The organism is Pseudoalteromonas sp. P1-7a (genome assembly GCF_001401855.1).
Taxonomy (GTDB): Bacteria; Pseudomonadota; Gammaproteobacteria; order Enterobacterales; family Alteromonadaceae; genus Pseudoalteromonas.
This window is the reverse complement of record NZ_LKDU01000001.1, coordinates 120750-134168: the sequence shown is the minus strand read 5'-3', so window position 1 is coordinate 134168 and position 13419 is coordinate 120750. Positions and strand designations below refer to the sequence as shown.

Genomic DNA, 13419 nt, shown 5'->3' with positions numbered 1-13419 from the left:
TGAACCTAGTTGTTGAATTTATCAGGGTAATAAAAAAAAGCGTAACTTATTTTTAAGTTACGCTTTTTTATTGTTAACTTTTATTAGCTAAGTACCTGTGCAAGTAACTCTATAGGGTGTTTAGGTTTAAATTGCTCAAAGCGTTTTACTTGGCTGCGGCACGAAAACCCCGTTGATAAAAGTTGCTCGGGTTTATTTTTATCTACTATTGGTTTCCAACTCATTTCGTACAGTGCACGGGAATTTTCTTGGTTTTGTACTTCATGGCCATAAGTACCAGCCATACCACAACATCCGGTATTGGTTGTATTTAGGGTTAAACCAATATCGGTAAAAATAGTTTTCCACACACTTGCTGCTTTTGGCATGGCTGTTGTTTCTGTGCAGTGACTCAATAGTGTAAATTCAGTATCGGTTTTGTGTGTAGCCGATAGTGATTTAAACGATTGAGTTTGTAACCATTCATGGGCAAGTTGCACATGAAATTCACCGCGATTATTTTCTAAAATGGTATTGTATTCATCGCGATAACACATAACTAACGATGCATCTAAACCAACCAAAGGTGAATTTATATCTGTGAGTTTATTTAAAAATTCTGCGGCATTTTTTGCGGTTACTTTAAACTCATGCAAAAACCCTTTTACGTGTTGAGCTTTACCATTTGGCTTAAATGGTAGTAGCATCGGCTTTTTACCCAGCGCAGTGATTAGTGTTATAAAGCTTTGCACTAACTCGGCTTCGTAAAAGCTGGTAAACGGGTCTTGCACTATTAGCACATAGTTATTTTGTTCTTCGCTTGAAAGTGAATTTAATAATTCAAAATCAAATTTATGTGCTTTTGCTACGCGTTTTTCAAGTGAAGGCACACTTAATTGGGGGGTATCGACATACCCTACTGTTTTTTTAATTAAACTACTTACTAAGTTTGTTTTAACAATTGGGTTTATTACGCGTGCAAATTTAGACATTACAGGCGCCGAACTTTCAATGTTAGCGACTAAATAATCTTTAAGTGGGCGCGCGTAATAACTGTGATAATAATTTAAAAAGCGTGCTCTAAAAGTAGGTACATCGACTTTAATTGGGCAAGATGTTGTACACGCTTTACACGCTAAACATTCATCCATTGACTCTTTTACTTCGTGAGAAAAATCGTAAACGCCTTTGTTTTTGTCACGGCTATGAACAAAGCGCTCCCACCAGGTAATGACTTCGCCTTTGTTAAGTTCTTTTTCTACTTCGAGCAAGTCTACATTTTTAGACTCTTGAAGTCGTAACCATTCGCGCATTAATGTTGCGCGGCCTTTTGGCGAATGTCTGCGATCGCCGGTTACTTTATATGAAGGACACATAGGAGAATTTTCGTCGTAGTTAAAACAAATACCATTACCATTACAGGTCATTGCATTGTTAAAACTTGTTTTTACATCGATAGAAATTTGCTTATCGAAGTACGAACGCTTTTGCCCATCTACACTAACTAGTGAGTCTTCACTTTCTATGGGAGTACATATTTTGCCAGGGTTTATTCTATTATTTGGGTCGAACGCGGTTTTTATTTTACGAAGTTGTTTAAATAAATGCTCACCAAAAAATTCAGGGCCATATTCACTGCGGTAACCTTTACCATGCTCACCCCACATTAAACCGCCATATTTAGCGGTGAGTTTTACAACTTCGTCCGAAATTTTACGAAGCAGTTTTTCTTGTTCTGAGTCGCACATATCTAGCGCCGGGCGTACATGTAAAACCCCCGCATCAACATGGCCGAACATACCGTATTGTAAATTATGGCTATCGAGTAATGCTCTAAATTCTACAATATAGTCGGCAAGGTTTTCTGGCGGTACAGCGGTATCTTCAGCAAAGGCCAATGGCTTTTGGCTGCCTTTAACATTACCGAGTAAGCCAACAGATTTTTTACGCATGGCGTAAATTTTTAAAATGTCACTTTTATTGCTTGTTAATTGGTAGCCAATAACTCCATTGGTTTGATTTGCTACGCATTCATCGAGTAAGGTGCAAAGTGTGTTTACTTTGTCTTTTATATCTTCAGGTGATACTGCATTAAACTCAACCATATTGAGTCCTTGCATATCTTTAGTTGGCACATCGGTTATTAAGTCCGATACTGAATGCCAAATAATATCTTCACGAGCTAGGTTTAATACTTTGCTATCGACTGTTTCTACCGATGTTGCACGTGCATCAACTAAAAAGGGAGAATGGCGAAGTGCCGAATCAAAACTGTCGTATTTAATATTTATTAGTGTTTTAAATTCAGCTATGGGCGTTAGGTTTAATTTAGCTTCAGTCACTATACCCAGGGAGCCTTCTGATCCGGTAATTAGCCTGCTCATATCAAAAGTTTGTAAGTCATCACTTAGCACATGTTCTAGGTCGTAGCCGGTTAAAAAGCGATTTAAGCGTGGAAATTTTTCTAAAATTGCTTGGCGCTCATTTAAAGATATTTCCAATACTGTTTTGTAAAGGCTACCGATTAATGATTCTTGCTCGGCTATTACTTTAGCTTTTTCAATGTCTATGGGTGATGTCACCATTGGGCTACCATCGACTAAATAGGTAGTAAGTCCTAAAACATGGTCGCTTGTTTTACCGTACACTAATGAACCCTGGCCCGATGCATCAGTACTGATCATCCCGCCAATAGTTGCTCGATTACTGGTTGATAAGTCAGGTGAGAAGAAAAAGCCGTACGGTCTTAAAAAGTCGTTTAATTGATCTTTAATTACACCTGTTTGTACTCTAACCCAACCTTCTTCAACGTTAATTTCGAGGATTTCGCGCATGTAGCGAGACAAATCAACCACAATTCCTGGTGTGAGTGATTGCCCATTAGTACCTGTACCACCACCACGTGGGCCAAAAGTAAGCGACAAAAATGGGTCGCGAGATGCTGTTTGCAATGCCAGTTGAATGTCTTTTTCGGTTTTAGGAAAAATAACACCTTGTGGAATTTGCTGATAAATACTGTTATCGGTAGAGGCGGTTAAACGTGTTGCATAGCTTGCATCGGTGTCTCCACTAAACCCCTGATTATTAAGTGTACTTAAGTAGTTTGCGACAAGCTCGGTCGCTGCATCTTGCTGTGTAATTGTTGCTATCATGACGGCGATAATTTAAGGCATTTGTGTAATTATATCATGGTGATGGCTAATAGAAATTGAAGATTTTACAGTTTGTAACACTCTTTTTATCGTAATTTAAGCTGCTGTGTTTATAATCAAGTTAAACCATTGTATTGAGGTTTATATGAAAAAATGTCTATTACAGATCATAGGTGTGTTGTTTATTTTGCTTGGGTTGTTTTTCTCTCTGGTGCCAGGCCCCTCCCTGATATTTTTTATGGGGGGGTTACTGTGCTTTTCTTTTTATTACCCAAAAGCCAGGCATTATTTAAAGCTTTGCCAAAAAGCATTAACTAAATCGTGTAATTATTTAGATAAAAAATTAGCTCGGTAATTTAGCCCACACACAAAAATGCCAGCATAATTGCTGGCATTTTTATTTGTTACGGGTACTGATGATTATTTAGCAAGTTTGTCTGCTAGGTATAACCATGTTTCTAGTACTGTATCTGGATTTAGTGAAACAGAATCAATGCCCTGCTCTACTAACCATGCTGCAAAGTCTTCATGATCTGAAGGACCTTGACCACAAATTCCTACGTATTTACCTTTTTCTTTAGCTGTTTTAATTGCCATAGAAAGTAGCTTTTTAATCGCAGGATTACGCTCATCAAATAAATGTGCGATTAGGCCTGAGTCACGGTCAAGACCAAGTGTTAGCTGAGTTAAATCGTTAGAGCCGATAGAAAAACCATCGAACATCTCTAAAAATTCATCGGCAAGTAATGCATTTGAAGGAAGCTCACACATCATGATTACTTTTAGACCATTCTCACCACGTTTAAGGCCATGTTCTTCTAGTAATTCGATAACGCGTTTACCCTCTTCAAGGGTACGCACGAATGGGATCATGATTTCAATGTTTGTCATACCCATAGTGTTTCTTACGCGTTTAATTGCTTCACACTCAAGGGCAAAACAATCACGGAAGTCTTCTGAGATATAACGCGCAGCACCACGAAAACCAATCATTGGGTTTTCTTCTTCAGGCTCGTATTGCTCACCACCTACTAAGTTGGCATATTCGTTTGATTTAAAATCAGACATACGCACAATGACACGCTCTGGAGCAAATGCACAGCCTAGCGTTGAAATACCTTCTACTAATTTAGAGATATAAAATTCAACTGGCGATTCGTAACCGGCGATAATGTCGGTAATTTCAGCTTGCAGTGCAGGTGACTGGTCGTCAAAATTTAATAGCGCTTTAGGGTGAACACCAATCATGCGGTTAATTACAAATTCAACACGTGCAAGGCCAACACCTGCATGGGGTAAACGTGCAAAGTCAAACGCACGGTCTGGATTACCCACGTTCATCATTACTTTCATTGGTAGCTCTGGCATTTTATCAACGCGCGACGTAAGTATTTCAAAATCTAAAATACCTTCGTATATATAACCTGTATCGCCTTCAGCACATGATACGGTTACTTCTTGCCCTGCTTTAATTAAATCGGTTGCGTTACCACAGCCAACTACCGCAGGAATACCAAGTTCACGGGCAATAATTGCTGCGTGACACGTACGCCCACCACGATTTGTAACAATGGCTGCGGCGCGCTTCATGATAGGTTCCCAATCTGGGTCGGTCATGTCGGTAACTAAAATATCGCCTTCTTGTACTTGATCCATTTCTTGAATTGAATCAAGAACACGAACAACACCACTACCAATTTTATGACCAATTGCACGGCCTTCAACAATGACATTGCTTGTGCCATTTAACTGAAAACGCTCCATAATATTGGTATCTTCGTTTGAGCGAACGGTTTCTGGGCGCGCTTGTACTATGTACAATTTGCCATCGTTTCCGTCTTTTGCCCATTCGATATCCATAGGACGACCGTAGTGCTTTTCGATAATTACAGCTTGTTTTGCAAGTTCTTGCACTTCTTCATCTGTAATTGAAAATTTGTTTGAAAGGCTTGGCTCTACGTCAACAATTTCTACTTGTTTACCGTGTGCCTCATCTGCAGAGTAGATCATTTGAATGGCTTTAGAGCCAATGTTACGACGTACTACCGATGGCAACCCTTTTTGTAATGTTGGTTTATGAACATAAAATTCATCAGGGTTTACTGCACCCTGTACAACCATTTCACCTAAACCGTAGCTTGAAGTTACAAATACAACGTCTTCAAAACCAGACTCTGTATCAATACTAAACATAACCCCTGACGCTGATTTATCTGAACGAACCATGCGTTGAATACCAGCAGAAAGCGCTACACCACGATGATCATAACCTTGGTGAACACGGTACGATATGGCGCGGTCGTTAAATAAAGAAGCAAATACGTGTTTAATGGCGACCATGACTGAGTCGATACCACGTACGTTTAGGAATGTTTCTTGTTGGCCTGCGAATGATGCATCTGGCATATCTTCAGCGGTAGCTGATGAGCGTACTGCAAATGAAACATCGGCTGATGTATCGCCATGTAGTTGGCTATATGCGTCGCGGATGGCTTGGTCTAGGTTAGGTTGGAATGGGGTATCGATAATCCATTGGCGGATATCGGCACCGACTTTAGCGAGTGTATTTACATCATCAACATCGAGTGTATCTAAAATGTCGTGAATTTTTGCATTGAGTCCAGATTGCTCTAAAAACTCATTGAAAGCGTCGGCTGTAGTGGCAAAACCACCCGGAACCTGTACACCTGCGTTAGCGAGGTTTGAAATCATTTCACCGAGTGAGGCATTTTTGCCGCCAACACGTGGAACATCTTGCATACCAAGCTCTTGATACCAGAGAACGTATTCTTGCACGGGTCTTTCTCCAAAAAAACAAATTGTAGTTGTAACTGTGAGAGTTAAGAAAGAAAACCTTTTATAAAGGTCACCTTCATTCTACACTGGCATTAGACCTCACGTAAACCGTGAGTAAGCCATTTTAGGGATTAAACGTAATAAAAAGGTAAACTATGAGAACTGCTTTTTATATATCAGACGGCACTGCAATCACCTCAGAGGTGTTTGGTCACGCGACTCTGTCGTTGTTTCCGGTTGAATTTAACCACAAAACTATTCCTTTTGTAGAAACAGAAGAAAAAGCAAATGAAATTAAAGCGTTAATAAACGCAACTGCCGCAAAAGAAGGTGAGAAGCCATTTGTATTCTTTACCTTTGTAAATCATAACTTAAGTGAAATTATTAAATCGGCCGATGCAATCGCGTATGATTTCTTGTCTACTTACAGTGAAAAAATAGAAAAAGAGCTTAATGTTGCGCCAGTGCCAAAAATGCATCGTACCCACTCTATTCATGAAAAAAGCTATGACTTTAGAATAGATGCGGTTAACTATGCTCTTATGAATGATGATGGCGGCAATATTAAAAACTTTTCTGAGGCTGATATTATTTTAGTAGGCGTAAGCAGAAGCGGTAAAACACCTACTAGCTTGTACTTAGCGTTACAGTACGGAATTAAAGCTGCAAATTACCCAATAACTGAAGACGACTTAGAGAGCGAAGGATTACCTAAATGTTTGCTCCCTTACAAACATAAGTTATTTGGATTAACGATTGACCCTGAGCGTTTAGCTGCAATTAGGCATCGTCGTATGGCAAATTCTAAATACGCATCAATAAGACAATGCCGAATTGAAGTGCGTGAAGTTGAAATGCTTTATAAGCGACATAAAATTGCATACTTTAATTCTACTCACCATTCTGTAGAAGAAATATCTGCAAAAATATTAATAGACAGCAACCTTGAGCGACGTAAGTACTAACAAACTAATTTACTATTTTGCTAAAAAAAGCCGCAATATGCGGCTTTAATTTTTTACTTATTACTTACGAGCGTCTTTTAATAAATCAGCTACTAAGAAACCAACTTCTAATACCTGGTCTGCATTTAGACGTGGGTCACATTGTGTTTTGTAACGTTGAGCTAGGTCATCGTCTGATAAACCGTAAGCACCACCTGTACACTCTGTTACGTGCTGCCCTGTCATTTCTAAGTGGATACCACCTGCGTATGAGCCTTCAGCTTTGTGTACTGCAAAGAATTGGCTAATTTCGCGCATGATGTTATCAAAGCTACGTGTTTTGTAGCCAGATGTCGCTTTTTCAGTGTTGCCGTGCATTGGATCTGAGCTCCAAATTACTTTACGGCCTTCTTGTTGAACGCGTCTTACAAGTGCTGGTAGTTTCTCTGGCAGTACGTCTGCGCCCATACGCGTGATTAGCGTTAAGCGACCCGGAATGTTATCTGGGTTAACTGCATCAATTAAACGAATTAGATCGTCTGGGTCCATTCCTGGGCCAACTTTAACACCAATTGGGTTTTTAATACCTTTGAAAAATTCAATGTGTGCATGGTCTAACTGGCGTGTACGCTCACCAATCCATACAAAGTGCGCAGAACAGTCGTACCAGTCACCTGATAGGTGATCGCGACGCGTAAGCGCTTCTTCATAGCCTAGTAGTAACGCTTCGTGAGACGTGTACAAATCGGTTTCTTTTAGGCTTGGCGCAATAGTTGAATTGATGCCACATACTTCCATAAATTCAAGCGCGTCTTGAATTTTGTCAGCGAGCTGTTGGAATCGTTCTTTTTGCGGATTAGCGGCTACAAAACCCATGTTCCAGCGATTCACTTGGTGTAAGTCTGCTAAGCCACCCTGTGCAAATGCACGAAGTAAGTTTAATGTAGCGGCACTGTTGTGGTATGCCTTCATTAAACGTTGTGGATCGGGAATACGTGCTTCTTCTGTAAATTCAAAGCTATTTACAATATCACCACGGTAAGATGGCAAAGATACACCGTCAATAGTTTCTAAATCAGCAGAGCGTGGTTTAGCGTATTGGCCTGCCATACGTGCAATTTTAACAACTGGGCATTTACCGCCGTATGTTAAAACAACAGCCATTTGTAAAAGGGTTTTAAATGTATCGCGAATATTAGCCGCATTGAAGTCGCTAAATGATTCGGCACAGTCACCGCCTTGAAGTAAAAATGCACGACCTTCACATACATCTTCTAATTGTTTAAAGAGGCTTCTTGTTTCTTCTGCAAAAACAAGTGGCGGAGCACTCTTTAACTGGCTTTCTACTGTTTTCAGTTCTTCTTGATCTGGGTACTGTGGCTGCTGCAGTATTGGCAGTTCTCTCCAGCTATTTGGGTTCCACGATTGCATGTTCTTTCCTCATTCCTACTTTACCTGATATAAAGAAATTAACGTATGCATAGCCCTAAGTTCAAGGACTATATTCAGTATTTACCAACTAATTTGTTATGAGTTAAGTATTTATAAGGCTTTTTGTGATTTTATAGCTGTAAAGGCTTTGACCTAAGCGTTGTTTAATTTGGTTATTTTTATTTAAATACAATAAGTTAAACATATGGAGGTGTTTTTTTAACCATCTCAAACCAAATTGAATTAAAAGCCTTAAAGTTAACAGTTTTAGCAAGAACACATCATACTTAAATCGAGTTGATTGTAATCTTAGCTTTACAGTGCCCTTTTAATTAAATCAAACAGACGTATAGATACTCACCCTAAGATATGGTATAGCGAGACGGGCTGTTAAAAGTAAATAGCTATGAATCCACTTTTTATATGCGGCTAAACAGCTGGGAGCAGATTGCTAGACAATGTAAGTACTGTAATTAAGGCTACTAAAGATAATCTGTACAGACATCGACTATTTTTAATATTAAATTGTAGTAGAGTTTATTTTCATAAAGCTGCCTTCCCCATAACAGGAGCTTGGTATTTTATTAAAAGTACCACTCATAATTACTATACAGTAACTGCTTGCCCAATCAAAATTGACTTCAGGCCTTAAGCTAAAAGCATTTCACAAAGGTTGATAATATATAAGCATATATCCCCCTGACAATTAACTGCGCTAAATCAAATTTCTTCATCTAGCTAAATATTAACAAGTACATTGATCAAACATGGGTTCACTAATTCCTTATATTTTGGATCTCATTAGCGTAATGAAACATCAGAAGAACACATCATACTTTAATTAATACAAATACATACTTAGCTACAGCGTTATAAATAAACTATCAATTACCAAAGGAAAAGGTTAAACTTAATAAATAGATAGGTAAGATGTGTTCTTAAGGTGATTATGGTTTCTAAAGTACAAATAAGAAGTCAGTTTGATTTAATGAATGAGTTAACGTCGTTGTTGATTGATGAATTACGTGTCTGTGAATATTCAAAGGCTGAATATTATCAGCTCCCAGATATAACAAGTGTTGATGAAAATATTATTCCCGAGTCAATTCTTGTAAAAAAATTAACCGGTGAAATTGCTCATAGGGCAATTTTAAATTCGTTTACTGATATTTATAAAAAAGAAAGTTTAAGTAGTAGAGTATTAAAGCGCCACCCTGGTCTTTTGGTTCTAAAAAATGCAGATGTCATGGGATTAACAAACCGCATAAAACAAGTTAATAAAGCTAAGGCTGCTTTTAAAGAATGTGTTTTGGCCATCGATAATAATGATGCGCGATTTGAAGCCGTTCATAACGCGGTGCCAAATTTAATCACTCTTGCAGCCTATCGAAAAATTCATTTTCAAAGTGAATCCCCTTTTTCAGTGAGATTTACGTGGATGCATAAGCATGCAACTAAAACTCTAACTAAAAAAATGGCGCTTGAAATGCTCGATAAATCTGCTGGTTATAGAAACCCAAGAATGATCGACCAACAAAAATGGCAAGCCCTTGTTGCGCAAGAGCAATTGCGAGTAGCGAGTTTAGGTGATAAAGAAAAGTTAAGAATTCGCCGCCCTACCCGAGTAAGCCCCCAAGTTAATGTTAGGTATACCGCAGAAAATAGGTATCATGTAAGTGCTGCATTGCCGTTTATTTTAATTAATCCACAGGCTGACGTTAAGTTAGGTACCTTACCAGATTATCAAAAACCTGAATCTCATCCGAGAAAAAAAGAGTATGACTTTTTAGTTGATAGACTTTACTTAGAACAAGTAGATAAATAATTATGTTAAAAAGGCCACATAGTGTGGCCTTTTTGGTAAGTAGCTTATTATTTTAACTGAAGTTATTTCTCGACTATTTCTTCTATTTTATCTTCGTCAATTAAAACTGCGTTTTCGACAATTCGTTTGCCGCCTTGAATCTCGATACGCTTATTTTGCTTGTTAAGCGTGAGTATCTCATCACAAAACTGATCAGACGGATGCATTTCGTAGGTGTAATCAATAATATTTCCGGTTTTATCATCTTTTACATTAGTAATGCTGTATTCCGAAATAGCCCCTTTTTCAATTAAGTCTTTCATTGTTGTGGTCATATCGCGGCGTAAAGCTTTTAGTTTGTTTTCTGTTATATCGTCGGTTGAATAAATTGAGCCGTATTTTTCCATAATAGATAACAATCTGAAGTGATACGTTTTACCAGGCGCGGCATAACGCCAAAGGTGGTATAAACGCAACATCATCCAACGTGATAAACCACGTTTTAGTTCTTGTGCACTGTTAAAGTAATATCCTTTGTATTCAAGGTTGTCAATCATGTTATGAACAAATGCATTTAAACATGCAACACATTTAACATTGCCGCCTTGGCCTTTTTTACCACTAAAATGAAGAGATGATAAAAAGTTCATATTCGACTCGTAAAAAGAATCATCAATGTCTGTATTTTTAGTATCAGTAGCCGAGTATTTAAATGAAAGCTTAGAACCTTGAAGAGCTTCAAGTGATTCTTTGATTTGTGGATATGGCATTGATTGCCCAACCGCTTTAAGTTCTTGGGCTAATTCGTTCATCGAAAAAACCACGGCATATTGAATACCGGACTTAAAATTGATTTTTACAATTTTACCTTTCGATGCCAAGCGAATTAACGCACGTTCAACTTTTTCTTCTCTATCTGACGGCCATACTAAATATTCTACGTCTTCACCATCTTTACGGGTACTTACAACAGCCGGTGTAATTTTTATTTCGCCGTCATATAAAATACCATCCACTTTTTCGGATATTTTACGCGTAACAATTGTTTTTTTAGGTGCTTCTTCTAATGGCAGTTTTTTATGCCCAGAACGTACAAAACGCCCCCATAAATCATAGTGGTTAAACGTGTTTGAATAAGCACGTAACCCATGAGCGGCATTTTCGATAGAAATTCGCACATCTTTGTTATCTGTAAATAGTGCTAAGCTTTCATTATCTATAGCACTTTCCACCCCGTGTATTTGGCCCCTAAGTGTATCGGGCAAGTTATCTACCGAGATGTTGACCTTTCGGCTCATTGTTCTGATTTCCATTTTTTATTGCGACAGCTAATAACAACACATTAAGCAACAAAAGTTAAATGTTTAAGTTAGTATAAAATTGATCCATCACTAAATAAACGTATTGGATCATTATTATACTAAGTTACGAGTGATAACCTTAAATTTGGATCACAATTTTACTAAGCTTTGCTTCACAAGTTAAAGTTTTACTAACTCAATTATATTTTTGTCCACTGAAAGCGCTAATTTTAAACTTTTCACACGACAAATATTCGTAAAACATATATCTGCTGTGGATAACAGCAACTCGAGTTAGCATAGATCTGATCTGTACTTACTACAGATCAGATCTATACCAATTAGATGAGCCGTTCTTCGCAAGATTAAGTGTATAACTTTATAATTTACTTAGTAAAAACTTGATCTCACACAGTCATTTTGTACATAACTTTTTGAGTAAGTTGTGTATAACTTTAATATTTAAATCAGGCTTAGTAAAAAGCTGATCTGTATGTAGATATAGATCTGATCTTAACCAAGTATAAAGGTGATCTGCTTTTTTTTACATTATTTATTAATATCATATAGTTACACCACTATTATACACCCTTAACCTTTATTACCTTATATATTTAACCACCTTTAAACTTCTTTATTTATACTAAGCAATCTTAAAGGTGTAAAAATATTTTTAGATGTCTTCTTATTAAAATGCATGTCGTCATAAATAGTTGTTTACAGCTATTTGAATGGACATTATACTAACTGCCTAACTTTGAGGAAGAAAGTATGTCTATCAATAATAATGCGCTAAGTACTTACCGGCTTTTAAAAGCAACAGCCGAAGTTGCTGAAAAATCTCTAAAAGGACGCATACAACATTATCGCGCTCACCTTAAATCAGAAGAAAAAGAATTAAGAACATATACCCAAAAAGCAGCAGCTGATTTACTAGGGTGTAATAACCGTACCTTAAAACGTCGTCATGATAATGGTGACTTTGATGATTTAAATATCAAGCGTGGTGCAAATGGCCACTATGCGTACACCTTAGTTAATATTTTTGCTATGGCTGATATCATGGATATTCAGCCAGATCACCGTACTGCTAACGATAAGCTTCAAGTTATTGTTATTAATTCACTCAAAGGTGGCTGCGGTAAAACAACGAGTATGGTTAATATTGCTGCAGCGTTAGCTACCACTAATATTAAACGTTACCGAATTGGTATTATTGATTTAGATCCTCAAGGGTCATCTTCAAGCTTTTTCCCATCAAACGATCATGACCCCGTTACGGTAGGCGATTTAATGCGTGATTGCATTGATTTAGATGAAGGCGAAACATGGCCAGAGTTTGTCTCGAGTGCTTTTGTGACTACGCATATCCCAAATATCCGTGTTTTACCCTCAGGTATGGATGACTTTTACTTTGAGCATGAAACCGCTACGCTTTTAAAAGATACCTCTAATTACGAACAAACTCGTCATTATCATAAACTGTTAGAGAAAGTTATTGAGCCGGTTAAAGATGAATTCGATATTATTTTAATTGATACTGCTCCTACTCTTAACTTTATGTTTTATAACGCCTTAATGGCCTCTACAGCAATGCTTATTCCTGTTCATCCAGAAGCTGTAGATTTTGATGCTAACAACAAATACTTAAAGCGTTTAGGCGAGATTTACCACACTGTTGCAGCTTTAGGTCATGAAGGTTGGGACTTTATGCAGTTTTTAGTAACCAACTACGTTAAGGGTAATCATTCACAGCGCGATATTGTTAAAGATGTACGCAGTGCGTTTGGCCGCCAAGTAATGAGCTACCCTATTAACCACAGCTCTGCAATTACGGCTAGTTCATCATCTTTTAATACCATATTTGATCAAAAAGCATCGGATAGTTTAGCAAGTCGCGAGTCTTTATTACGCGCGCAAGAAAATATTAAAGATGTTGTAGACGAATTAGAAATGCTTATTCGTTCTAATTGGGAGTCAACCCAATCATCACTTAACAACACTAAGTAAGG

At 37.8% G+C, this 13419-nt stretch carries 8 protein-coding genes; 4 read left to right on the top strand and 4 right to left on the bottom strand.

Translation table 11 applies throughout. The features are described 5' to 3' along the window. Positions 1–83: 83 nt before the first annotated feature. Positions 84–3131 (bottom strand): FAD-binding and (Fe-S)-binding domain-containing protein, encoded by a 3048-nt coding sequence (locus AN389_RS00635; protein ID WP_055019008.1) that lies wholly within the window; start codon positions 3129–3131, stop codon positions 84–86. Between the two features lie 145 nt (positions 3132–3276). Here AN389_RS00635 and AN389_RS20090 point away from each other — a divergent pair, with 145 nt between their 5' ends. Continuing rightward, positions 3277–3486: a PGPGW domain-containing protein gene (locus AN389_RS20090; RefSeq protein ID WP_082430522.1), complete on the top strand. Its 210-nt coding sequence runs from the start codon at positions 3277–3279 to the stop codon at positions 3484–3486. A gap of 65 nt (positions 3487–3551) precedes the next feature. Here AN389_RS20090 and ppsA read toward each other — a convergent pair whose 3' ends face one another. Further along, on the bottom strand, positions 3552–5927 hold the full coding sequence (ppsA, locus tag AN389_RS00630; protein WP_055013586.1) for a phosphoenolpyruvate synthase: 2376 nt from the start codon (positions 5925–5927) through the stop codon (positions 3552–3554). 155 nt (positions 5928–6082) lie between these two features. Here ppsA and AN389_RS00625 point away from each other — a divergent pair, with 155 nt between their 5' ends. Beyond that, positions 6083–6892: a pyruvate, water dikinase regulatory protein gene (locus tag AN389_RS00625; protein ID WP_004586305.1), complete on the top strand. Its 810-nt coding sequence runs from the start codon at positions 6083–6085 to the stop codon at positions 6890–6892. Between the two features lie 60 nt (positions 6893–6952). Here the strand turns inward: AN389_RS00625 and AN389_RS00620 are convergent, their stop codons facing one another. Continuing rightward, positions 6953–8302, bottom strand: coding sequence for a class II 3-deoxy-7-phosphoheptulonate synthase (locus tag AN389_RS00620; protein ID WP_055017060.1), 1350 nt, complete (start codon positions 8300–8302; stop codon positions 6953–6955). A gap of 949 nt (positions 8303–9251) precedes the next feature. On the opposite strand from AN389_RS00620, the gene AN389_RS00615 reads away from it, so the two are divergent. Then, positions 9252–10127, top strand: a complete 876-nt coding sequence (locus tag AN389_RS00615) for a DNA replication terminus site-binding protein (RefSeq protein WP_055019007.1) — start codon at positions 9252–9254, stop codon at positions 10125–10127. 62 nt (positions 10128–10189) lie between these two features. Here AN389_RS00615 and AN389_RS00610 read toward each other — a convergent pair whose 3' ends face one another. Further along, positions 10190–11404: a hypothetical protein gene (locus AN389_RS00610; RefSeq protein WP_055013583.1), complete on the bottom strand. Its 1215-nt coding sequence runs from the start codon at positions 11402–11404 to the stop codon at positions 10190–10192. A 774-nt stretch (positions 11405–12178) separates the two neighbouring features. Between AN389_RS00610 and AN389_RS00605 the strand changes: the two genes are divergently transcribed. Then, on the top strand, positions 12179–13417 hold the full coding sequence (locus AN389_RS00605) for an AAA family ATPase (RefSeq protein WP_004586301.1): 1239 nt from the start codon (positions 12179–12181) through the stop codon (positions 13415–13417). Positions 13418–13419 lie beyond the last annotated feature (2 nt).